This is a genomic window from Desulfovibrio sp. TomC (assembly GCF_000801335.2).
Lineage (GTDB): Bacteria > Desulfobacterota > Desulfovibrionia > Desulfovibrionales > Desulfovibrionaceae > Solidesulfovibrio.
Genome location: NZ_JSEH01000008.1, coordinates 126,767 through 149,897 on the forward strand (window position 1 = coordinate 126,767; position 23,131 = coordinate 149,897).

Here is a 23,131-nt window from a genome sequence, read left to right on the forward strand (position 1 = left end):
CGCCGGAGCTTCCGGTGTGCGGGCACGGGCAAAGAAGTTGTACGCCCGATGACGTCCCCCGCCCCACCCCGACGCCTGCTGGAAGAGGCCATCGCCCAGCGCTCCCGCTGCCATCTGACCCTGCCGGAAGCCATTGTCGGCCTCAAGGAACTCGACTGCACCATTTTGGAAGCCTCGACCCGGGGCGTTCTCCTGGAAAGCGTGGGCAAGGCTGCGGCCGGCCCGCACTGGGCGGGCCTGAAGGTGACCGGCTATTTCCGGGTGCTGGTGCGCCGCCAGACCCTGGAGGAGACCTTTTACACCTTTGACAGCCGCATCCAGGCGGCGGCGGCCAGTCCGGCCGGACTGGCCCGGCTGCGGCTGGTCGAACCGGACGCCCTGGTGTTTGGCCAACGGCGCAAGAGCCTGCGCCTGGAACCGGAGAAAGACCGGCTGGAGTCGGCTTTTTTCTGGCGCTATGACCGCAACAACGGCTTCAGCCTGGACGCGCCGGCCCTGCGAACCGGGGATTTCAAAAACGGCTCGGCCCGGTTGACCAACCTGTCGGCCGGCGGCTTGTGCCTGGGACTTCGGGCCGGTCTGGCCAGGGAACGCAATCTCCAGGTCGCAGGGGGCGACCGGCTGGTCGTCCACCTGGAACTGTGCGAACCCCGGGCCGCGGAACCGGGCGAATTCTGGATGGTGGCCAAGGTGCGCCACGTCGAACCGGACCGGGCGAGCCAGGATCTGTTGCTGGGACTGGAATTTCTGGCCCAGGGCCAGCTCGACGCCCAGGCCGGCAAGATCCGCTGGCAGCCGGTGGAGGGCCACGTCATCGCCGGACTGGCCGACATCCTCTACCTCTGGGACCTCGACCGGCACCGCGAACGACTGGCCTGATTACAGCCCCGGAGCCTCGGCCCGGCGGCGCAGATCGGCCAGGGACAGGCCGCTTGTGGTCAATACGGTCAGGCCGGCCAGGGTCACAGGGATATACTGGAGCATGTGCAGGGCCAGCCCCACGGCAAAGGCCCGCTCCCGGTCCACGCCGAACCAGCCCAGGGCCAGCACCGCCGAGGCCTCGTAGACCCCCATGCCCCCCGGCGCGGCCGGCAGGGCGAAGCCCAGGGTGGTCACGGCAAAAAAGGTCAGCACCAGGGTCGGGTCGAAGGGGAAGCCGGCCATGAGGCATAACCCAAGAGCCCCGGCGCTTATAAAACCGAGCCAGCACAGGCCGGTCCACCCTGCCAGACGCAGGAGGAATCCCGCCTGCATCCGCGTTTGCAAAAGCCCGAGCATCTCCCCGGCGAAAAGCCGCAACCGCTGCCCCGGCACCAGCTTCAGGCAGGCATGGGCCGCCCCGGGGCGCAGTTTGAGCAGCCCCAGAAAGGCCCAGCCCCCGCCGACAATCGCCAGCAGCGGATAGAGGATGAGGCTTTGGCCCAACAGTGCGGCCACGGCCACGCCCAGGCACAGCAGGGCCGACAGATCGAAAAACCGCTCCCAGAAGACCGCTTCCAGGGCCTGGCCCAGGGAGATCGAGGCCTCCCGGCGCAGATAGACGGCCTTGGCCATCTCGCCCAGGCGGGCCGGCAGGACATTGTTGACGCCAAGGCCGAGCAGACAGGCCTGCAAACCGGTAGCCGGCGTAATGCGCGACCCGGTTAAAAACCGCAGACGAAGGCCCGGCACGAGGGTGGTGGCCAAAACAGCCAGGGCGTACAGGAACATGTCCCGGACCCGAAATTCGCCCAACGCCTGCCCCAGCCGGGAAAAATCAACGCCCCACAGGGCATAGCCCAGGCAGGCCGCAGCCAGGCCAAAACGGGCAATCAGGGACACAATGCGACGCATGGGCGGAACTTCCTTGTGCAAAAGGCCATGGAAAAGGTCTCCATGGCCTTTTTCGCCGCATCGGGCAAGTCAGCTTATTTCTTGGGCAGGGAGGCGTAGTAGGCAGCCAGATCGGCCATATTTTCGTCGGACTGTTTTTTCATAATGGAGATCATGGCCTTGTTTTCGCCTTTGCCGTCCTTGAAGGCCTGCATTTTGGCGGTCAGCGCGGCCGCATCCATACCGTCAAGATCACCCTTGCTTTTATGGCAAGCGCATCCCTTGGCCAACTCGCCGCCCTTGGCCGGATCACCTGCCGCCAGGGCCAATGCGGCCAGACCAAAGACCAGTGCGAGGACAAGCAAACCAATCCGTCTCATGGAAACCTCCTGGAGAACGTGCGTTGTAAGTGCCCCACAATGGCCGGGGCCTTGGTTCCTTCATACGCCCTCAGAGAAAAAAGACAATGCTTCCAGTCTGTTTCCCTTGCTTTTCAAAAATTTTTGTTGCATTTCCCCCAACGCAGGGTAGGCTTGCACGTTGTGGACATCTCCATGCAAAGGACGTTTCCCATGCTCTCGCGCACTATTTTGGCCCTGCTGTCCCTTGTTTTCCTTGTTGCCTGCGCTCCGACCGCCAAAGACGCCGGCCTCAAGGACGCCATCAAAGAACATCCCGAAATCGTTCTGGACGCCCTGGGCGAACGGAAGGCAGAGCTCTTCGCCCTGGTCATGGAAGGTCAGCACGACTTCCAGGACGGCCAACGCCAGGCCCGTCAGGACGCCGAATTCAAAAAACCCCTGTCTCCGGCCATCGATCCGGCCCGGGCCATGCGCGGCCCGGCCGATGCCGCGACCACGGTGGTGGTCTACTCCGATTTCCTGTGCCCGTACTGTGCCCGGGGCGCGGTGACGCTCGGCGAATTCGCCGCCCGCCATCCGGATTCGGTGCGCATTGTTTTCAAGCACTACGCCACCGACGAACTGGCCAAGCAGGCCGCCCTGGTCTACGAGGCCCTGGCCATCCAGGACCCCAAGATGGCTTTTGCCTTCCACGACGCCGCCTTTGCCGCCCAAAACGAAATCGAACAAGGCGGGGAGCCGGTGCTCTACGCCCTGGCCATCAAGCTGGGAGCCAATGTGAGCCAGCTCAAGCGCGATCTCAAACGGGCCGATCTGGCCAAGCGCATCGACGACGACACGGCCGAGGCCCGGTCCTTCGGGTTCGACGCCACCCCGACGTTCGTCATAAACGGCGTGTCCGTTCGCGGGGCTGCCCCGCTTGACGAGTTCGAGGATGTGCTGCGCCGGGTGTCCCGCCCCGGCGGGCAGGAAGCGCCCTGCGCCGCCTGTGACAAGAAAAATTCCTGATCGCCAAAACCGCGACTGACGAGGCGGCAAGCCCTATGACTGTTGTGCCCAGACGGATTGTCCTGCCCCTTGGGTTTGTGGTGTTGACGGCGCTGCTCGTCCTGGCCCCGGGTCGGGGATCGGCCCGGGCGGAACAGCCTGTCCAGCCCCCGACCGAGGTCCTCCTTGACGACGCCACGCTGGTGGTCATGCTCGACGACCTCATCAAATACTATGTTGAGGCCCGGCCGGCCGAAAGCCAGATCATCGCCCTGCTGCCGATCTATGAAAAGAGCAAGGACAGCGCCGAATACAAGAAGCTGCGTTTCCTGTTTGACACCTACCAGAAAGCCACGATCAGCCTCAATAATCTGGTCGATGTGCTCTATATCTATCTCAAGCTCGGCAACAGCCACGAGAAAGACGTCAACGAGTACGTCGTCAATCGCAGCAAGAACGTCATCACCTTTTTAAACAGCATGGTCTATCTCCTGACCACCCGCAATCAGGAGCTGGACATCAGCGCATCGAGCGACGTGCAAAAGCTCTACGAAACCTATCTCGTGCGCCTGACCACTCTGCTCTACGAACTCAACAAATCTGTCGCGCTGATGGCCAAATAGCGGCCGACAGCGCCCGCGCCCCCCCCCAGACGCGGCCTCACGGCCCGGCCGGCCCATATCCCTTGGCGGCAAAGCCGGCCAGGGTGGCCTCAAGAACCGTGACCAGGGCCGCAATCAGGCCCGGCAACGCGGCAGTCTGGCCGGCCCGGGCGGCCAGTTCCACGGCCCTGGCCCGCTCGCCCGCCGGGGTGGCCCCGACAATGCCGGCATTGCCCTTGAGGGAATGGGCCACCAACGCCACCCGGGCCGTGTCGCCTGCGGCCAGGGCCGCTTCCAGACTGCCCCGGTCGGCCGGGGTGTCGCGCAAAAACACAGCCACCAGCCGATCATAAAGTTCCTGGTCATCGCCGAGATTCCCCAGGGCCTCGCTGCGGCCGGCGTCGAAAGCCGGCTCGTCCAGGCCAACCGTTGGCTGGACAACGGCCACTGCCGGCCGGGGTCCTTCCGGCGGCAGACAGGCGGTCGGGGCCAGCCCCAGACAGCCGGACAACACCTCCAGCAACCGGTCGAAATTGACGGGCTTGGTTAGATAATCGGTGACGCCGCACCCCAAAATGCGGTCGCGGTCGCGCCCGCCCCCGTAGGCGGTCAGGGCCACGATGGGGATGTCCGGCGACACCCCGGGCACGGCGCCGGCCCGGATGGCCCGGGTGGCGGCAAGACCGTCCATGACCGGCATCTGGATATCCATGAGCACCGCATCAAAGCGGCGAAGCCCCAGCGTGACCAGCGCCTCCTCGCCGTTGACCACCCGGACTACGGTGTGTCCCTTGGGCGTGAGAAAGGCCTGGATCATCTCGGCGGACAGATCCGAGTCCTCGGCCAGGAGGATGTCCAGCGGCTCCAAAGCCCGGGACCGGGCCGTCGGCCGGACCGGCTGGCTTTCCAGCAACGACCGGAAGCGGGCGGTAAAATAGAATTCGCTGCCCTGGCCCGGGACGGAGGTCAGGCGCAGCCGCCCGCCCATAAGCCCCACCAGCCGGCGGCAGATGGCCAGGCCAAGGCCCGTGCCGCCAAAACGCCGGCCAATGGTTTCATCGGCCTGGCTGAAGCTGTCGAAAATGGTCTTCTGCTTGTCCGGGGCAATGCCGATGCCCGTGTCGCGCACGGCAAAACGCAGGGCCACCGCCCCTGGCAGGGCGCGACGGTTGGGCCGGGCCAGGGTCAGCGAGACCGTGACACTGCCGTCAGCGGTAAATTTCAAGGCATTGCCCACCAGATTGCCAAGCACCTGATCCAGACGGCCGGCGTCGCCCAGAAGAGAGAGGGGCACATCCAGGGCCGTTTCGCCAGCCAGACTGATCCCTTGTCGCTCAGCCACGGCCTTGTAGCGGTCAAGCACCGTCCTTAAAACCTTGGCCGGGGAAAACGGGAGAGACTCCATTTCCAGACGGCCGGATTCAACCCGGGACAAATCGAGCAGATCACCGAGGATGCCCCGCAGGGACGAGCCGGCTTCGTGGATCATTTGCAAGGCCCGGATTTGATCCACCTGCCCGGTGCTGTCCGGGCGCAGGGCCATGTCGGCCATGCCGAGGACCACATTGAGCGGCGTGCGTATCTCGTGGCTGACATTGGCCAAAAAAACGGATTTGGCCCGCAGGGCCTTGGCCAGCTTGAGCCGGGCCGCCTTGAGTTTGGCGGCCGTGCGTTCGTGTTCCGCGATTTCCGCCGTCAGTCGTTCATTGGTTTCCCGAAGGACCGAGGTGCGGCCGGCGATGACGGTCTCCTGGTCGCTCACCAGTTCGGCCAGGGCGGACTGGGCCGCCTTTTGCGCCGAAATATCGCCCAGAAAGCTCACTGCCGCCGGTTTTCCCTCCCACTCGATGCGCCCGGACGAGGCGCTCACATGACGAATGCCGCCCGAGGCAGTAACCAGGCGAAAGTTGTAACTCTCCGGGGCGGCCTGTCCGGCCAGACGGCGGGTATGGGTGGCGAGCACCGTTTTGCGGTCCTCAGGATGCAGGAAGTCGGTAAAGGGGCGGGACAGGAGCGTGGCCGCATCGTGGCCGGTGAGGCGTTCCATGAAGGGATTGACGAAAACCAGCCGTCCGGCAACGGCAATGACCACGCCTTCGCGCGCGCCGTTGAGAATGGCGGCCAGCTGGTCTTGGCGAGTCGCGGCCAAAGCGGCGGCAACAGCCAGATCGGTGACGGCCAGACCGCGCACCGTGCGTCCCCCGTCGGGGTCGGCCTCGGCCCACAGCCGCCAGACAATGCCTTCGGCCGGCCAGTCCCGGGGTGTTCCCGGCTCTGGGCAGGGCACGGGGCTTGGAGCGCCCTGGCAGTCCCCGAATAGCGCCCTGGCCGCTTTGTCGCAGTCGACAACCCGGCGGTCAGGACCAAGTTGCAGACAAAAAAACGGCCCTGGGCCGTTTGTTTGCGTCACCGTATCGGCCTGTGCCATGGACGCCCCCCAGTCTGGGCAGTGTCCGGCCTGGCCGGCGTGTTGTCAAGGCGCAACCGGATCCGCCAGGGAGCGTCGCGGAGGCAAGGGGCGGGAGGCGGCGGGGCAAAAGCGCAACCCTGTCCGCCAGGGAACGTCGCCTTAGGGCCGGGCCAGGGACTGGCGGATGGCGGCGTACACGGTGTCGCGCCACAGAACGGCGGAGGCTGGGTCAAGATGCACCCCGTCCACGGTATGGGAACCGGGCTGCGCCGCCCGTTGGGCCAGCAGCGCGGCATTGACGTCAGCCACGATCAGATTGTGCCGCGCCCCGATTTCCCGGATGATGGGGTTGTAGGAGGCCAGGCTCTCCCCGTTAAACATCCGAGCCCTGTCCCTGTCCGATTCCAGCGGCGGCAAGGTGGTCAGCACCAGCCGGCGGCCGCTGTCCAGCACCGCGCCGACCAGGGCTTCATAGCCGGCGGCAAACTGCTCGGGGGTGGCGACCTTCCCGCCAAAGGCATCGTTGGTGCCCATGGACAGGACCACCAGGGGACCGCGGGAGGCAGCCAGGACGTTGTCGAGAAATGGTTTCGATTCCAGGGCTTTTGAACCTGAAATGGCTGTATTGATGACATTTATGCCATCAAGGGCCGGGTAGTACATCTGCTCGACGATGCTGTCGCCAAACATGACGATCAGGGGCAGGTCCTGGGAGCGCAGTTCGGCCAGGATAATGCTGACTCTGGTGCGGGAGTAGAGGCCGCTTAAGTCCTTGATGGCCGTGTTGACCGTATCGACGTCGGTGGAAATTTCCCGCATCTGCTTGTCCATGCGGTCCCAGCCAAGCTTATAATACAAAGCAATACCGGACATGCTGACAAGACAACCGAGGAGCAAGACGAGAATGACTTTATCTGCTTTCAAGGGCGTATGGTCCTGGACTCAGGTGAGGCGATAGTTCGCCGAAGCCGCAGCACGTACCAGTTTCCGGCTGGATCGTAAACCAAAATAGCACGCCGTTAAAACCCGGAAAACCCGTTGACCGAAACGCCGGACACAGCCACATACCAGGGAAGAAATCCCAAACGGCCGACGGCCCCGGCCCTCCGGCCCAACCCAAACGGAGCCGCCCATGTACGCCCGCCTGCTGCTTGTGCTGACCGCTTGTCTGCTGCTGGCAACTGCCCCGGCCAGGGCTGCCGACATTGCGAACCTGCTCGGCGTCTGGAGCAGCGCCGAGCACGAGGGGATCACCACCGGCAGCCGCCATTTTCCCCATGACGCTCCCGGACCCCACTTCGTGTCCGGCCAGTTCACCCTGACCATCACCCGCCAGGAAGGCCGGCGCTTTACCGGCGTCAAAGCCAGCGGCAAGCACGAGGAAAAGATCATGGGCGTCATCGGCTATGACGGAACCACGGTGCACATCCTCGAAGACGAAGGGCAATTCACCGGACAGCTGCTGCCCGACGGGTCCCTGGAACTGATCTATTCCCACGACGTCGGCCCGTCCAAGGCCATCGGCATCACCCGCTACATCCGCAAACCCCAATAAGGAACGCCCATAGGCCCAAACCCCGACCAATCGGACCAAGGCCCGCACCAAGGCTCCAACGCCCGGCACCAGCACTGAAAAAGGCCGCCCGAAGGCGGCCTTGAAAACCAGACGGAGACAGGGGCGGCGTTACAGGATCGGCAGATAGCGCTCGATCTCCCATTCCGTGACCTGGGTGCGGTAGGCGTCCCATTCGGCCTTTTTGTTCTCGACCAGGGCGGCGTGGAGATGGTCGCCCAGCACCTCGCGCATCAGGGGGCTTTTCTCCAGATTGTCCACGGCCTCACGCAGGCTGCCCGGCAGCGAGGTCACGCCCTTCTCCACCATCTCCTCATCGGTCATCTTGAAGATGTTCTCCTCGATGGGGTCTTCCAGGACGTAGCCTTCCTCGATGCCTTTGAGTCCGGCCCCGAGCATGGCGGCAAAGGACAGGTAGAGGTTGCAGGCCGGGTCGGGGCTTCGCAGTTCGATGCGGGTGGCCGACTCCTTGCCGGGCTTGTACATGGGCACCCGCACCAGGGCCGAGCGGTTGCGCCTGGCCCAGGCGATGTAAACCGGCGCTTCATAGCCCGGCACCAGCCGCTTGTAGGAATTGACCCACTGGTTGGTGATAAGCGTCAGTTCCGGGGCATGGCGCAACAAGCCGGCAATGAAGCCCTTGGCCTCGCCGGAGAGATGGTAGGGATCGGAAGCGTCGTAGAAGGCGTTTTTGGCCCCGCGAAAGAGCGACTGGTGGCAGTGCATGCCGGAGCCGTTTTCGCCAAAAAGGGGCTTGGGCATAAAGGTGGCGTAACAGCCGTGTTTGCGGGCCACTTCCTTGACCACCACCCGGTAGGTCTGGGCGTAGTCGGCCATGATCAGGCCTTCCTGATAGCGCAGGTCGATCTCGTGCTGGCTCGGGGCCACTTCGTGGTGGCTGTATTCCACGGCCACGCCCATGGATTCCAGGGCGAAGTTGATGTCGCGGCGCACGTCGTTGGCCAGATCGCGCGGCGGCGCGTCGAAATAGCCGCCGTGGTCGAGGATTTTCGGCTCGGTGGAATTGGCAAACAGGAAAAACTCCAGCTCCGGCCCGACGTAGTAGGTGTAGCCGAGGTCGGCGGCCTTCTTGAGCATGCGCTTTAACACATAGCGCGAGTCGGCCGCAAAGGGCGTGCCGTCGGGATTTTTCACGTCGCAAAAAAGCCGGGCCACCGGACGGTCGGACGGCCGCCAGGCCACCAGCTGGAAGGTGGACGGGTCGGGAAAAGCCACCATGTCCGATTCCTGGATCTTGGTGAAGCCGGTGATGGACGAACCGTCAAAGCCCATGCCTTCTTCAAAGGCGTTTTCCAGTTCCCGGGGCGTGATCTGGAAGCTCTTGAGCACCCCCAGCACGTCAATGAACCAGAACTGGATAAACGAAACGTTGTAATCCTTGACGGCCCGCAGCACGTCGTCGGCGTTTTTGCAATTAAAGACCGCCATCTGGCATATCCTCCTTTTGCAGGTTGGCGCAGGGATGCGGCGCTCCCGGACGCGGGACGCGCCGCAAGGGCGGAAAGGCTGTATCCTCGCCTATTTGTCGCCTCAAATCAAGGCGTTAAGGCCGCTGCCGCTACAGGCCCTTGCGTTCGATAAACCGCAAAATACCGGCGAAAACCGCCAGCAGCGCCACAATGACCAGCCAGTGGTTGACGCCCAACATCCCCGGCAAGGTGAGCTTGCCGTAATCGCCCCAGGTGTAGACCGTGCCGAGCAGGCCGTCATAGGCCCGGGCAAAGACCGCCGCCCCGACCAACATGCCGGCTATGCCCCACAAGGCGTCAAAGCGCCCCTCGCCAACGGCCCCAAGCGATGTCCCCGGACAATAGCCGACCAGGCCCCAGCCCAGGCCGAAAATCAAGCCGCCGAGAATGTTGGCCCCAAGCACCGTAGACTTGAGCGACAGCTTGACCAGTCCCAGGTCGTTTAGAAGATACAGCCCCACCATGGCCACCATGATGTGGGACAGCATGAACTTGACGATGGTCATGTCTTTGAGGCGAAGCGCCCCGAGCTGCTTGTCGTAGCGAAGGACCTGGCCGCGCTGGAGCAGGAAGCCAAAAAGCACGCCGGTCACCAGTCCGAAAAAGAGTTCCATATCATTTCCCCCGATACAGCAGCCGGGCCATGACGATGCCGCCAAGGAAAAACCCGGCCCCGGCCAGATAGCCCGACACCGCCAGCTGGGACATGCCGGACAGGCCATGGCCGCTTGGGCAGCCATCGGCCAGCCGCGCCCCGAACATGGCAATCACGCCGCCCACAAAGGCCGCCGCCGCCCGCCGTCCGGCGCTGTCGCCAAAACGCGCCCGCCAGGAGTCCGGCACGAGCTGCACCTTGAAGTCGCTGTAGAGCCGGGCGGCCAGATACGCGCCCACGGCAATGCCGCACACGAACAGGAACTGCCAATCGAAAACAGGTTTTTCCTTGATATAATAGGCCAGGGTCGTCACCACGTCCGGGGCGTACAGCCGCTCGGCCATGCCCGCCCCGCGCACGAAGGTGGTGGACGCGCCCAGATATTTGCCGGCCACCAGCACCGATCCCACGGACACCAGCCCGGACAGCGCCCCGGCCAGATACGGACTCCAGCCTTTTGACTGCGACGGCATATCCATCCTCCCGCAAAACGGATTTGAAGCTTCCCACTTCTAGCCCAGCCAGGGCATGGCGTAAAGCAAAACACCACGCCGCCCTTGCCATCCGGCCGCAGCCCGGGCACAAGACCGGCCATGGAACAGTATCCGACTCCAGACGGCACGGACGCAGAAGCTGCGGTCTTTCTCGAACTGGCCGCAACCCTGGCCCAAAGCGGCCGGCCGCATGCCATTCACGTCCACGCCCCGGTGCGCACCATGGCCGAGGCCGACGCGGCGCAGCTTTTTGACGTCAGCCGCATCGTCAAGACCATCGCCTTTACCCTGCGCGACGGCGGGCTGGTGCTGGCCGCCCTGCGGGGCACGCGGCGGGTGGTCTACCCGGCCCTGGCCGGCCTCCTTGGCGTTGGCCGGCGGGACATTGCCCCGCTCTCGCCAGACGAGGTCCTGGCCCGGCTCGGCGTCGCGCCCGGCAGCGTGTCGCCGCTTTTAGCCGAGGGGCGGGGCCGGCTTTTGATCGACGTCGACGTGCTGACCATCACGCCGACGCTCTACTGTGGATTTGGAAGGCCCGACCGGACGCTGGAGATCGCGCCGGGGGATTTGGCGGAGATTGTGGGCGGGGTGGAGGTTGAGGTGGGGGAGTTTTCGAAGGAGTGAAGAGAGAAGAAAGAATGCCTCCGGCGGCCGGGGGCCTGAGGCCCCCGGACCCCCCATCTGGGTACAAAAAACCCGTAACCCGTTGTCAATTTTTCCCTTCAAGGGGGTCCGGGGGGGATTATCCCCCCCCGGCCGCCGGAGGCCTCTGTTCTTTTTCTTGCCTTACCCCCGCCGCGCCGCCCTCTCCTCGATCAGCTCGGCCACGATGCTGACGGCGATTTCTTCGGGCGTTTCGGCTGCGATCTCAAGGCCAATGGGCGAATGGACCCGGGCGATGTCGTCTTTGGTATAGCCTTCGGCCAAGAGCTTGTCGTAGAGGGCGTCGCGCTTGCGCAGGCTCCCGATCATGCCGATGTAGCCGGCCTCGGTTTTAAGGGCCAGGGCCAGCACGTCCTTGTCCTGGGCGTGGCCGCGCGTGACGATCACCACCGAGGCGTTTTTGTCGATGCTCAGGCTGGCAAAGCAGTCGGGCAGGCTGGAAAAGACCACGGTCCTGGCCGCGTCCGGGAAGCGTTCGGCATTGGCGAATTCCGGGCGGTCGTCAAAGACCGTCACGCCAAAGCCCACCAGGGCGGCCATGTGGCAGGTGGGGCGCGACACATGGCCGCCGCCGAAAATATAGAGCGGATCAAGGGCCAGCATCGGCTCGAGCACCCACTGGCTGCCGTCGGCCGTAAGCAGGATCGGCGCGACAATGCCGTGGCCCTGGGCCCGGGCGGCCGTGAGTACGCCCTGCTCGGGACAGATGCCCACCACACCCTCGGGAGTGAGCAGACAGCGCGTCCCGCCCCAGGCCTCGCCGCCAACCCGGGTCAGCATCAGGGCGCTGCGCCCGGCGGCCAGACTCCCGGCCAGCGTGGCGAACAGTTCCTGGCCTACGGCGTCGGCCTCAATGCGCTCCAGAAAAACCCGCATCTTCCCGCCGCAGATGAGATCGGCCCCGGCCGCAGCCTGACCGGTCATGTCGATGCCCATGAGCCGGGACTCTCCAATGGCCAGCGTCTCCTTGGCCGCAGCGATGACCATGCCCTCGCCAAGGCCGCCGCCCACGGTGCCGGCAATGGAGCCATCGGCAAAAACAAGCATTTTCGAGCCGGCGGTGCGCGGCGTCGAACCTTCGTTGGTGACGATGGTGGCCACGGCCAGGGACTCGCCCCGGGCCAGACGGTCGTTTATGGCGGCAATCAGTTCATTCATGGGGTTCCCCTTCCTTTATCGGGATTGCTGACGGTCCAGCCGGCTTCGGTTCGATTGATGCGGCCCAAAATCGGCCCCAGGCGGCGCAGCGGACTGCCGCACGGGCACGGGCCGGGCAGCATACGGGCCGCGTCGCCGGTGCGGTAGCGCACCAGCGGCACGCCGCGCCGGGAGAGCGTGGTGAAGACGACCTCGCCGACTTCGCCGGCGGCAACCGGCGCGTCGCTGCCGGGATCGAGCACTTCGAAATAGAGCTGGGCCTCACGCAAATGGTAGCCACTCCCGGCCAGGCACTCCATGCCGCCACCGTAGGCCATTTCCGTGGCGCTGTAATAATCAAACACCCGGCAGCCAAAGCGATTGGCGGTTTTTCCCCGGAGTTCGGACGAAACAAAGTCCGAGGCGTAGACCACCGAGCGCAGCGTGGCCCGGGCCGCTGCCATGACGGCCACGTCGTCCAGGGCGGCGAGCAGTTGGGAGGGCGCGGCAATGAGGCTTTTGGGCCGGTGCGCCAGCAGGGCCTCGGCCAGCCGGGCCGGGTTGCCGGTCGGGTCGCCAAAGATCGGATTGGCCCCCAGCCGGCGCATGCCGCGCCCGATCAGATCGCCCACGCTGTCCGGCTTCTCGGCCGGAAAGAGAATCAGCACCGTCTCGCCCGGCTCCAGGGTCACGGCCATGACCACCCGGAAACAGTCGAGGGTTTCTTCAATATCGTCGTCGGTCAGGCCCATGCGCTTGGGCGGCCCGGTGGTGCCGGAGGTGGCGACCGTGACCATGCGGGCGATGGCGTCCTGGGGAACGGTCAAAAACCGGGGGAAATCCGCGGCCAGTTCCGCCGGCGTCGTGGTCGGGAGCGCGGCAAAGGCCGCAAAACTGTCCGGGAACCCGGCCGGCAGATGGGACAGGCGGTCGCGGTAAAAAGGAGCCAAGCGGGCATGGTCCAGACTGCGGCCCAGGGCGGCCAGCTGCCAGTCGGCCACCCGGGCCGGGTCCGGTATTTCGCCGCTTTGGCCGGTGGCTGCGGCAATCCAGGCGTCAAAGGGGCTTACGCGCATGATTTTCGCCGATACAGGGCCGTGCCGTCGGCAGCGGTCAGGTTGTAGAGACAAAAGGGAATAAGCCGGTCGTCGGGCGCGGCCACATGGATGCAGCAGCCGCGCGCCCGCTCCAGGTCGAGCGTCCAGGCGTCCATGAAGGCCATGGCCGAAAGGCTTACGGTTGGCGTGGCCGCGGCCGCAGCCAGGAACCGATCGAAATCGTCCTTGATGGCCTCCGGGGCCGGGACAGGCCTGGCCGCGCCCCACTGCCGGGCCACGAAGGCCATGGATTGCCGCGCGCCCTCCTCGGCCGGGATGGCCGTCTTGTCGCAGCAGCCGCCGCTCCCGGCCAGGGCCAGCCTGCCGTCGGGCAGGACGCGGTAGCTGGCGGAAAACGAGCACAGGGAATGTTCGCAACACGGCGGGTGCAGATCCTCCGCCCGGACCATGCCGCCGGTTTGCGTCTCCAGGGCGGCCATGACATCGGGCAGGGTCAGGCGCGGGGCGCTCCCCCCGTTGCCGGGATAGCGGCCGAAATGGGCGGCCGGCTGGAAATGGACGCCGCGCACGCCCGGGGCCAGGGACGCAGCCAGCCGAACCAGATCGCCGACTTCGCCGTCGTTGACGCCGGGGACCAGGGTGGCGACCAGCACCACGCCCAGGCCGGCGGCAGCGCAGGCCGCCATGGCGGCCCGTTTTTCCCGGACCAGCCCCCGGCCGCGCAGGGCCACATGGGCGGCGTCGGTCACGCCGTCGCACTGCAAAAAAACGGAATCGAGTCCGGCCGCCGCCAGTCGCCCGGCCAGGGCCGGGTTGGCCGCCAGGGCCAGACCGTTGGTATTGAGCTGCACAAAGGGGAAACCGGCGGCTTTGGCCAGGGCCACGATGTCGGGCAGATCAGCCCGAAGCGTCGGTTCGCCGCCGGAAATCTGGATATTGGCCGGCCCGGCGGCGCGTCTGGCCCGGAGAAGCCGGGTTTCCAGGGCGGCCAGGGTGGGATCGGCGTCAAAGCCGGTCCCGGCATCGGCAAAACAGACCGGGCACCCGAGGTTGCAGCGGCCGGTGACCTCGAAAACCACGGTGCAGGTGCGCTGGCTGTGCTCCGGGCACAGGCCGCAGACATAGGGACAGCCCTCGCCAGGCGCACTCCCGACCGCGGCCGTCCCCGGGGGCGCAATCTTGGGCTGGTCCCAGCCGGCCGGACCGGGCGGGCCGTGCCAGAAGCGGGTGCGAAATTCGCCGTGCTCCGGACAGGTGCGCACCAGCCAGCCGTCCTCTCCGACAGCCTCGCGACGCGCCGGCAGCCGGGCCAAACACACCGGACACAAACTCTCTGTCGCCGTCACTGTTTACTCCTGCGAATTATACGAACAAGGCAGGATGCATGCCTCCGGCGGCCGGGGGGATGATCCCCCCGGACCCCTGCAAAGGGGTAATTTTTTAATGCGCCATTTACCCGCTACGCCTCAGGTCCGAAGTTCGTCCAGGCAACTTCAGGTGTTTCCCGTCCCGTAATAACAAAGACCATGCTTGCCAGTCAGGCGACGGCCTCCCGCCGCCCGCGCCAGCCCCCCATGAAAAGTCTTTGGAAAGGGGGTCCGGGGGGAAACCTTTCTTCCAGAAAGGTTTCCCCCCGGTCTTCTCTTCCCCTCCCATCACTCTACTCCCGGCCTTCGGCCGGGTCGATGTCGTAGCTGACGAGGAGTTCCAGGATATGGTTCCAGGCGTCGGCCATAAGCCCGCCGCAGCGGCTGGGATCGGGTTTGCCGTCGTTTAAGATGGCGGCGCAGGTGATGCCGCCGTAGTCGTCTTTGACCCGTTCGGTGAACCAGTCCACGAAATCCGAGACGAGGGCGTCGCCTTGTTCAAAGGGGATTTCGTCGTCGCGGCCTTTGCCGATATAGAGGCCAAGGGCCAGACAACTGCCGGTCAGGATGCCGCAGGCGCCGCCCGTGCCGCCCATGCCGTGGCAAAGGCCCATGGAAGCGCGCACCAGTTCGGGGTTTTCGCGGCCCTGGGCGGCCAGAGCCAGAAGCACCAGGATCTGGCTGCAGCAGTAGCCTTTGTGTGCAAGCGGCAGGATTTCGAGCAGCGTGGGATTCATACGGACACCTCCTTGCGGCTGATCCACAGGCCATAGCCCAGGTGGGGTTTTTCGCTGGTCCCGTCACAGGCTGGTTCCCGCCCGGTCAGCACGGCCATGACCTCCCGGGCCGAACCGAGTTCGAAAACGAGGCGGCAGGAAAGATCGACGAGCAGTTTGGTGTGGTCCTCGAACAGGACCGGCGTCAGGCCATGGCGCAGGAAACGGGCCTCGGCCACGTCCCGGGGCACGGCTCCGGCGGCGCAGCCCAGGCCCTGTCCGCCGCAGCCCGGAGAACCGGCCCGCAGATAGAGGTCGGAAACGATGCAAAATCCGCCGGGAATCAGCACCCGGGTGATTTCGGCCAGGGCCGCCTCGGCATCAGGCAGGGCCGAGAGCACGCATTCGCAAAAAACGCCGTCAAAGGCGGCCTCGGCCAGCGGCAGCCGGCCGGCCTCGGCCAACAGCACCCGGCCAGGGACCCGACCGGCGGCCTCGGCGGCCAACAGCGGGGAAAGATCCAGGCCCAGGCCGCAAAACCCGCCGTCGTCCAGGCGCGCCAGGGTTGCCCCGGCCCCGCAGCCGCAGTCGAGTAGCAGTGCGCCGGCGGCAAAGGGAATGAGGTCCAAGGCCCGTTCGGTCAAGGTCAGGCCGCCGGGCCGGATGGCTCCGCCCGTGGCCCGGCGCACGTCCGCCCGCTCATAGGGTTTTTCCCTGATGCGTTCCGGGGGACGTCCCGGCGGCGCAACAGGTTCCCCGAGCCGTGGCAACGGCTCGCGCAGGGCCATCACTTGTCCTCCAGCAGCTGCTCCACCTCAAACATTTTGCCCACGGCCAGAAACTCCGGCACCAGCGACAGGCCGCAGGCCGGACAGGTCATGAGCGTAATGGTGAAGCCGCCCTGGAGATAGGTGACCCCAACCGGGGCCGGGACAAGGTCCTGGCCGCAGGCGGCGCACTGCCAGTCGCCGGATTCGGGCAGATAGATCGGCGTATCGTTCATGACTGTCAGCCCTCCTGCCGGTCCACGCCGGAGACGTTCATGCGGTGGCTGTAGGCGGCATGCACATGGGCCGCGCCGTCGATCAGTTCATAGAGCGCCCAGTAGGTGACGCGCGCCGTGGCAAACCCGGCCAGATGGCGGCCGGTGGTTTTGTCGGTAAACTTGCGGCCGGTGGCCTCGGCATGGGCCACGGTGCGGGCCACGTCGGTATCGAGCACATGGCGCGCTTCCATGACCCGGCGCACGGCGTCGGGGATGACAAGCGGCAGGGCCGGCGGCGTTTCAGGGGGCTGGGGCTCGTGCCACACGGTTTCGAGAAGCAGGCGCTTGAGCCGCGCCCGGGCCTCGTGGCGGTAGGAAAAGCCAGGATCGGGCCGGTCGGCCGGGTCGCTCGGACCGCCCGCCCCCCCTGGGAAAAGCAAATCGAGGAGATGGTAGGTCCGCTTGCCGGCTCCGGCCAAACGGTCGCGGCACATGGAGCAGGTGGCCACGAAGTCGCGCGGGCTTTCGGCCACGCGCCGGGCAATGGTCTCGGCGGCCAGTTCCGGGTGGGCATTGGCTTGCAGTCCGCCAAAGCCGCAGCAGGAGGCCAGCCGGCCCGAGGCCGGGAGTTCCTCCACGGTCAGGCCGATCTTGCCGAGAATTTCACGCACAGCGGCCAAGGCGGCCGTATCGTGGCGACCGGTGCAGGCGTCGTGGACAGCCACCGGGCCGGCCGGGCGCGGGACGCCGCCCGACTCGGGCAGGCCGGTCTCGTCCAGAAGAACCCGCCACAAGGAAACCACGGGGATGTCGGAAGCCATGCGGGCGAAGATGGCCTGACAGGAGGCACAGGCGGCTATGACCCGGGGCTTGCCAAGGGCCTCCCAATCGGAGCGAAAGGCAGCCATGGCCGCCTCGGCCAGATCCTGTCGGCCGGCCCACCAGGCCGGCGCGCCGCAGCAGGCCAGCCCCAGGCCCACGCCGCCGGCCAGGCCGGCCCGCAGATGGGCATACACCGCAGGGACGGACGCGGCCGGATCGCCACCGAGCTGACAGCCAGGAAAAAAGAGGTGGGAGCACGTCGCCTCGCCCGGTGCGGCCCGCAGGAGGCGAAAGGCCTCCGACTGGGAAAAGGCCATGTCCTCCAGGACGAACTCATGGGCCCAAAGCGGCATCTTGCCGCGCGAAACCATGTCGCGCCGGGCAGCCCCAATGAGGTCGGGCATGGAAAAGCCCGACGGGCACAGCTCCTCGCACTGGCCGCACATGGCGCAGGAATTGATCATCTGATTGTAGGAGCGCGCGCCCTGGACAATGGAAAGATTATTATAGATCTGGCGGGCGTAGACCTTAGGATAGCCCTTGTACTTGGCCAGATAGGTGCAGGATTTGACGCACTCCAGGCACTGGCATTCCAGACACCGGGCGGCTTCGGCCTTGGCTTCGTCCGGGGTCAGGCCGCTGGCCGGATCGGCCGGAGCCACGGCCGGGATGGGGATAACGCCCTTGGTATTGGTAAAAAGGCGCGTCGGGCAGGCCCCCTCGCGCTCCCGGGAGGCGGTGACGGACACGCCGGCCATGTGCCGGTCCATGGACACGGCGGCCTTGCGGCCTTCGCCGGCCAGATTGATGACGGAAAGCGGTTGTCCGGGAACGACAAAACCGCCGCAGAAAACACCCTCCCGGCCAGACAGGGCCAGGGTCAGGGCGTCTGCGGCCTCGCGGCCGACAGACAGGAAATTTGTGTCGAGCGCTTCGACATAGACGGCGTCGTATTCGCCCGAAAACCGCTCCAAGGCGGCCATATCCAGGCTCTGCCCCGGATGGAAGGTCACGTTCATGCGGCCCATGACGGCCAGTTCGGCCTCAAGGGTCCCCGGCGGCAGCAATGCGCCCAGGGTCAGCAGATGGCCGCCCGCAGCCGCGCCGGCCACGTAGACGTCCACGCCGTAGCCCTTCTTGCCAAGATCCCAGGCCACGGTCAGCGCACTCACGTCGCCGCCCATGACCGCTGCCCGTTTGCCCTTGCCCGGCATGGACAGGGGTTTGGCCGCCGGCCCGGTGGCGTTTATGACCGTGCGTTCAAGGGAACCCATGCGCAAGGGGTCGTCGATGGCCGCGCGAACACACTTCGCCTGGCAGAGGTGGTCGCAAATCCGGCCGAAAACCGTGGGCAGGGGCAGGGTGCGGTCAAGAATTTTTCGCGCGCCGGCCATATCGCCGGTCCGCACGACGGTCATGAATTTGCGAACATCGACATGCAGGGGGCAGGCGGCCTGACAGGCGGGCTGTTCCTCCTGAATGCAACGGTATTCGATATCGTGCAAACCCTGCTGGTCCATGCGTACCCTCCCTGTTGAAAAGACGGGACGGGCGGCAAGCGCCCGCCCCGTCGGGGTTAGGTCAGGATGCGGGAAACGGTCTTATTTGCCAAGGGCTTTGAGACCAGCCAGCACCTTCTCGGGGTAGGCCGGCAGGTGGCGGATGCGCACGCCGCAGGCATTGTAGATGGCGTTGATGATGGCCGGGTGCGGGCCGCACAGCGGCACTTCGCCGACGCCGGAGTTGCCGTAGGGGCCGTGCTCACGCGGGGACTCGACGTAGATCAGTTCCAAAGCGTCCGGGATGTCCTTGATGTAGGGCACGCCCGCGCCGGCAAGCGACGAATGCTTCTTGATGTCCTCGAAGTCCTCGGACAGGGCCAGGCCGATGCCCTGGGCCAAGCCGCCCCAGTTCTGGCCGTCGACGGTCTGACGGTTGTTGATGGTGCCGATGTCTTCGACCAGGACCATCTTGTCGACCACGGTCTTGCCGGTGGCCAGCTCGACAGTCACTTCGGCCAGGAACAGGCCGTACATGTAGCAGCAGAACGGGGAACCGAGACCGTTGGCGTCGCAATCCTTGGCCGGAGCGGTCCAGGTGCCGTTGTAACGGGTCTTGAGGCCTTCTTTGACCAGTTCGTCGTAGGTGCGATAGGTGCCGTCGGCCTTCTTGCAAGCGGCCACGAGCTGCTGGCAGGCGTTGATGATGGCCTGTCCGACCACGACGTTGGAGCGCGAGCCGCCGGCCGGGCCGGAGTTGGGGCACTTGCTCGTGTCGTTAAGGACCAGCTTGATCTTGCTGGCGCAGATACCCATGGGCTTCAAGGTCTCATGGGCGAAGCCGAGCGTGCCCAGATCCGAACCCTGGCCGTGATCCTGCCAGGTGTTGTAGATGGTCACGGAGCCGTCGGCATGAATCTCGGCGTCGGCGCCGGCGGAATCCGGGCCGTCAAGGCCGGAACCGTAGATGCCGATAGCCACGCCGACGCCCTTTTTATGGGTGGCGGTGGAGTTCTTTTTGGCGTTGGCCAGGGCTTCCTTGTACTTGGGACGCATGATGTCGATCATCTCGGGCAGCGTCCAGGAATCGGGCACCTGATCGGTCGGGGTGGTGTCGCCCGGACGGTAGGCATTGATATACCGGAATTCCAGGGGATCCATGCCGAGCTTTTCGGCCATTTCGTCCATGAGCACTTCGGACGGGAACATGATTTCCGGCGAACCGTAGCCGCGGAAGGCCGAACCCCAACCATGGTTGGTGGCCACGCAGTAGCCCTTGGCGCGCATGTTGGGGATGCCGTAACCGGCCATCCAGTACTGCGAACCGCGAAGGGTGAGCAGATCGCCGAACTCGGAATAGGGACCGTGGTCAACGATCCATTCCATATCGGAAGCAACGATCTTCTTGGTGGCCTTGTCGACCGCGATCTTGCCCTTGGTCCAGAACGGGGAGCGCTTGCCGGTGTAGTACTGCTGCTGGGCGTAGTTGTAGCGCAGGTGCACCGGGCGGCCGGTGACCATGGCGGCGACGCCGACCAGGGCTTCCATGGTGGGGCTGAACTTGTAGCCGAAGGTGCCGCCGGTGGGGTTCTGGACGAGGACCAGATTTTCCGGCTCAACGCCCAGGCCCGGGGCGATCATGTACAGGTGCAGGTACAGGCCGATGGACTTGGAGTGGATGACCAGCTTGCCCTCGTCGTTGGTGTAGGCAAATCCTACGTCAGGCTCGATGGGCAGGTGGGGCTGGCGCTGGGTGTAGTATTCGCCGTAGGCGACTTCGTACTTGGCCGTATCGGCGAAGAACGGAGCCACTTCGGCGCCCTTGGCGTGGTTCTGCTCGTAATAGGTGTTGGGGGTGCCGGGATGGATTTCGATGGCGTCGTCGGCCATGGCCGCCGGGGCGCTCATGTAGGCCGGCAGGACTTCCAGGTCGACCTTGACCATCTCGGCGGCAGCGCGGGCATTGGCTTCGGAGTCGGCCGCGACCAGGGCGATGGCGTCGCCGTACTGGAAGACCTTCTCGTCGCACAGGATCGGACGATCCCAACCGTCACCCTTGTTGGTGGGGAAGGTGATCAGACCGGTGATGCGGTTTTTGCCCTTGACGTCCTTGGCAGTGATGACGCTGTGCACACCGGGCATCTTGAGGGCTTCGGCGGTGTCGACGCCCTTGACCTTGGCGTGGGACACGCGGGCTTCGACAATGGCCAGATGCAGCGTGCCGGCGGGCAGGGAGTTCTTGTGGTCGTCGCCGAACATCCACTGGCCGGTGACCTTGGCCACGCCCGAGGGACGCGGAGCGCGCGAACCGAAGATGTTGCCGTCGGCCGGCATGTTGTGGTTGATGCAAAGGGTCATTTCACCGCGCAGGACCTTGGCGGCGTCCATGACGGCATCGACCAGGGGGATGTAGCCGGTGCAACGGCACACGTTTTTGTGCTTCTGGAACCAGTTGCGGACGTCCTCACGGCTGGGCTTGGGATTTTCGTCCAAAAGGCCCTTGGCCGACAGGATGAAACCGGGGGTGCAAAAGCCGCACTGGGCCGCACCGTGGACAACCCAGGCGGTCTGCAGGGGGTGCAGGGTGGCCGGGTTGCCGAGGCCTTCAATGGTGGTCACGTTGGCGTAGTCGGCCAGGCGGCGGATCTTGGTGATGCAGGCCCGGGTGACTTTGCCGTCGATGATGACCGAGCAGGCGCCGCACTGGCCCTGGGCGCAGCCGACCTTGACGCCGTTTAAGTGCAGTTGATTGCGCAGCACATCAGACAAAAACGCATCCGGATCGACAATGAGTTTGCGCTCATAGCCGTTTACGATGAGAATTTTTTCCTGCATGTCGTCTCGCTCCGTTTCGGGTTGAGGGTTTGTCGCGTTTCCGAGGCCGCGCCCCCGGGTTTTGCTCCGGATGCGCGGCATTTGATCCTGTGCCGGCCGCTATCCCTTGCCAAAACCGCAGGCGGGGTAGCGGCATTGGGGACACATGGCGCACAAGCCGCCGTGTCCAAGCTCCACAATATCGGCCCGGGTCAGGCGCTGCCCAACCACGAGCCTTGGGACGGTCAGATCGAAGATGCTGGCCTTGTGGTACATGACGCAGCCGGGCAGCCCGACCACGGGGATCTCGCCGAGATAGGCCAGCATGAACATGGCCCCGGGGAAGGTGGGGGAACCGTAGGTGACCACCTCGCCGCCGGCCGCCCGGATGGACGACGGGGTGAGATCGTCGGGATCGACCGACATGCCGCCGGTGACGGCGATCATGTCCGCGCCTTCTTCAATAAGGCGGTTAATGGCCCGCACGGTCATGTCCTGATCGTCGGGGACGAAGATCTGGCGGATGACGGTGCAGGACAATTCCTCGAACTTGCGGCGCAAAATCGGCCCGAAGGCGTCCTTGATGCGGCCATGGTAAACCTCGCCGCCGGTGGTCACCACGCCGACGCGCAGCGGCCGGAAGGGGCGCACCTGCACCACCGGACCGTACTCGGCGCAGCAGGCTTCCACCGCGTCGATCTTGGCCTCGTCCACCACCAGCGGCACCACCCGGGTGCCGGCCAGCATCTGGCCCGGCCCGACCACCACATTGCCGTGCATGGTGGCGATGGTGACTTCCTCGATGGAATTGAGCCGCCGCAAGATGTCCGCGTCTACGGTGAGCAGTCCGGACCGGGCGGCCAGCAGGTTGATGCGGCCTTCGCAGGGAGCCGAAAAGGCGACGCCCTCCCCGGCTATGGCCTCGGCCATGCGGCGGGCGGCATCGTCCTCGTGCAGAAATCCTTCGGCCAGATCCCAGACATAGATATGTTCCTTGCCCAGACGCAGCAGGGCATCGATGTCGCCGACCTCGATGACGTGCCCCTTGCGAAAGGCCGGCCCCTTGCCCTCGCCCGGCACGATGCGGGTGATGTCATGGCAAAGGACCATGCCGGCGGCATGATGGACGGGTATGCTGCGCATGGGGGCGTTTTTATGGCGCGGTGCGGCTTGTGTGGCGTTCATGGCGCGTTGTGCTTCCCTTGCGGTTGCTGGTTTCGTGGCTCCACCCGGGCGTTGCCTGCCGATCTGGTCCGGCCGGGGCCGAAAACGGCTCTCTCTCACGACTCGGACAGGGACGTTGCGGTTCGCCCGGGCCCCTGGCCGTTGCCCTGACGCCTGTCGGGGCCGGCCTGTCTCTGTCATTTTCAATACCGGCTCGCTGCATCGCTTCGGCCTGTTGCAGCCGCTTTTCCGAACCCTATTTTATGCTAATCAAAACATAGTTCATGCAAAAATTTCCGCTCTTGCGCGCTTGTGAGTGCTCCAGTCTCTCTTCTTCATGCTTTTTTTAACATCATCCTAGTGTTGTATTTAACTTAACACAAACACTGCACTCACACTGAAATAGCAATATACAGGCCAATGGCACTTCTCCATGGTCCAGGCGGCTTATGCCAATCGCAGTCGGCTTACGGCCTCATTCCCAATAGACATGGTGACCCCGCTGCCGAGGCAGGGTCCCT

At 65.1% G+C, this 23,131-nt stretch carries 21 protein-coding genes; 5 read left to right on the top strand and 16 right to left on the bottom strand.

Annotation, left to right across the window (positions count from 1 at the left end; translation table 11 throughout):
• Positions 1 to 48: 48 nt before the first annotated feature.
• The gene (locus tag NY78_RS09565) at positions 49 to 879 is read left to right on the top strand and encodes a PilZ domain-containing protein (RefSeq protein ID WP_043634878.1); all 831 of its coding nucleotides are present in this window, start codon (positions 49 to 51) and stop codon (positions 877 to 879) included.
• Here NY78_RS09565 and NY78_RS09570 read toward each other — a convergent pair whose 3' ends face one another.
• Both NY78_RS09570 and NY78_RS09575 read right to left on the bottom strand, forming a co-directional pair.
• Positions 880 to 1,833, bottom strand: coding sequence for a lysylphosphatidylglycerol synthase transmembrane domain-containing protein (locus NY78_RS09570; RefSeq protein ID WP_043634881.1), 954 nt, complete (start codon positions 1,831 to 1,833; stop codon positions 880 to 882).
• 74 nt (positions 1,834 to 1,907) lie between these two features.
• Positions 1,908 to 2,192: a c-type cytochrome gene (locus NY78_RS09575; protein ID WP_043634884.1), complete on the bottom strand. Its 285-nt coding sequence runs from the start codon at positions 2,190 to 2,192 to the stop codon at positions 1,908 to 1,910.
• 174 nt (positions 2,193 to 2,366) lie between these two features.
• Here NY78_RS09575 and NY78_RS09580 point away from each other — a divergent pair, with 174 nt between their 5' ends.
• Positions 2,367 to 3,182 (top strand): DsbA family protein, encoded by an 816-nt coding sequence (locus NY78_RS09580; RefSeq protein ID WP_231583892.1) that lies wholly within the window; start codon positions 2,367 to 2,369, stop codon positions 3,180 to 3,182.
• Between the two features lie 35 nt (positions 3,183 to 3,217).
• Complete coding sequence (locus tag NY78_RS09585) at positions 3,218 to 3,784, top strand: hypothetical protein (RefSeq protein ID WP_043634888.1); 567 nt, start codon at positions 3,218 to 3,220, stop codon at positions 3,782 to 3,784.
• A gap of 37 nt (positions 3,785 to 3,821) precedes the next feature.
• On the opposite strand, the gene NY78_RS09590 is transcribed toward NY78_RS09585, so the two are convergent.
• Both NY78_RS09590 and NY78_RS09595 read right to left on the bottom strand, forming a co-directional pair.
• Complete coding sequence (locus NY78_RS09590; protein ID WP_047960115.1) at positions 3,822 to 6,191, bottom strand: ATP-binding protein; 2,370 nt, start codon at positions 6,189 to 6,191, stop codon at positions 3,822 to 3,824.
• 141 nt (positions 6,192 to 6,332) lie between these two features.
• Positions 6,333 to 7,097, bottom strand: coding sequence for an SGNH/GDSL hydrolase family protein (locus NY78_RS09595; RefSeq protein ID WP_043634890.1), 765 nt, complete (start codon positions 7,095 to 7,097; stop codon positions 6,333 to 6,335).
• 208 nt (positions 7,098 to 7,305) lie between these two features.
• On the opposite strand from NY78_RS09595, the gene NY78_RS09600 reads away from it, so the two are divergent.
• The gene (locus NY78_RS09600; RefSeq protein ID WP_043634892.1) at positions 7,306 to 7,728 is read left to right on the top strand and encodes a hypothetical protein; all 423 of its coding nucleotides are present in this window, start codon (positions 7,306 to 7,308) and stop codon (positions 7,726 to 7,728) included.
• A 129-nt stretch (positions 7,729 to 7,857) separates the two neighbouring features.
• Here NY78_RS09600 and NY78_RS09605 read toward each other — a convergent pair whose 3' ends face one another.
• The 3 genes from NY78_RS09605 to NY78_RS09615 all read right to left on the bottom strand — a co-directional run bounded on the left by NY78_RS09605 (position 7,858) and on the right by NY78_RS09615 (position 10,364).
• On the bottom strand, positions 7,858 to 9,195 hold the full coding sequence (locus NY78_RS09605; RefSeq protein ID WP_043634898.1) for a glutamine synthetase family protein: 1,338 nt from the start codon (positions 9,193 to 9,195) through the stop codon (positions 7,858 to 7,860).
• Positions 9,196 to 9,325: 130 nt separating this feature from the next.
• Entirely contained in the window at positions 9,326 to 9,850 is a 525-nt protein-coding gene (locus tag NY78_RS09610; protein WP_043634901.1) for a DUF6691 family protein, read from the bottom strand.
• Position 9,851: 1 nt separating this feature from the next.
• Positions 9,852 to 10,364 carry a YeeE/YedE thiosulfate transporter family protein gene (locus NY78_RS09615; protein ID WP_043634902.1) on the bottom strand — a complete coding sequence of 171 codons (513 nt, stop codon included), beginning with the start codon at positions 10,362 to 10,364 and terminating at the stop codon, positions 9,852 to 9,854.
• A gap of 120 nt (positions 10,365 to 10,484) precedes the next feature.
• On the opposite strand from NY78_RS09615, the gene NY78_RS09620 reads away from it, so the two are divergent.
• Entirely contained in the window at positions 10,485 to 11,009 is a 525-nt protein-coding gene (locus NY78_RS09620; protein WP_043634903.1) for a YbaK/EbsC family protein, read from the top strand.
• A gap of 162 nt (positions 11,010 to 11,171) precedes the next feature.
• Here NY78_RS09620 and NY78_RS09625 read toward each other — a convergent pair whose 3' ends face one another.
• The 9 genes from NY78_RS09625 to NY78_RS09665 all read right to left on the bottom strand — a co-directional run bounded on the left by NY78_RS09625 (position 11,172) and on the right by NY78_RS09665 (position 22,589).
• Entirely contained in the window at positions 11,172 to 12,206 is a 1,035-nt protein-coding gene (locus NY78_RS09625; protein WP_043634905.1) for an XdhC family aldehyde oxidoreductase maturation factor, read from the bottom strand.
• Positions 12,203 to 13,261: a DVU_1553 family AMP-dependent CoA ligase gene (locus NY78_RS09630; RefSeq protein ID WP_043634907.1), complete on the bottom strand. Its 1,059-nt coding sequence runs from the start codon at positions 13,259 to 13,261 to the stop codon at positions 12,203 to 12,205. The genes NY78_RS09625 and NY78_RS09630 overlap by 4 nt, the downstream gene beginning before the upstream one ends.
• A complete protein-coding gene (gene trsS / locus NY78_RS09635; protein WP_043634910.1) occupies positions 13,252 to 14,589 on the bottom strand; it encodes a radical SAM (seleno)protein TrsS in 1,338 nt (445 codons plus the stop codon). The genes NY78_RS09630 and trsS overlap by 10 nt, the downstream gene beginning before the upstream one ends.
• 314 nt (positions 14,590 to 14,903) lie before the next feature.
• Positions 14,904 to 15,347: a DVU_1555 family C-GCAxxG-C-C protein gene (locus tag NY78_RS09640; protein WP_043634916.1), complete on the bottom strand. Its 444-nt coding sequence runs from the start codon at positions 15,345 to 15,347 to the stop codon at positions 14,904 to 14,906.
• A complete protein-coding gene (gene trsM / locus NY78_RS09645) occupies positions 15,344 to 16,114 on the bottom strand; it encodes a DVU_1556 family methyltransferase (RefSeq protein ID WP_047960116.1) in 771 nt (256 codons plus the stop codon). The genes NY78_RS09640 and trsM overlap by 4 nt, the downstream gene beginning before the upstream one ends.
• Entirely contained in the window at positions 16,114 to 16,329 is a 216-nt protein-coding gene (locus NY78_RS09650) for a DVU_1557 family redox protein (protein ID WP_043634918.1), read from the bottom strand. The genes trsM and NY78_RS09650 overlap by 1 nt, the downstream gene beginning before the upstream one ends.
• Before the next feature lie 5 nt (positions 16,330 to 16,334).
• Entirely contained in the window at positions 16,335 to 18,653 is a 2,319-nt protein-coding gene (locus NY78_RS09655) for a pyridine nucleotide-disulfide oxidoreductase/dicluster-binding protein (RefSeq protein ID WP_043634920.1), read from the bottom strand.
• Positions 18,654 to 18,734: 81 nt separating this feature from the next.
• Positions 18,735 to 21,467 carry a molybdopterin-dependent aldehyde oxidoreductase gene (locus NY78_RS09660; protein ID WP_043634921.1) on the bottom strand — a complete coding sequence of 911 codons (2,733 nt, stop codon included), beginning with the start codon at positions 21,465 to 21,467 and terminating at the stop codon, positions 18,735 to 18,737.
• 99 nt (positions 21,468 to 21,566) lie between these two features.
• Complete coding sequence (locus NY78_RS09665) at positions 21,567 to 22,589, bottom strand: molybdopterin-binding protein (RefSeq protein ID WP_043635100.1); 1,023 nt, start codon at positions 22,587 to 22,589, stop codon at positions 21,567 to 21,569.
• Between the last annotated feature and the right edge of the window lie 542 nt (positions 22,590 to 23,131).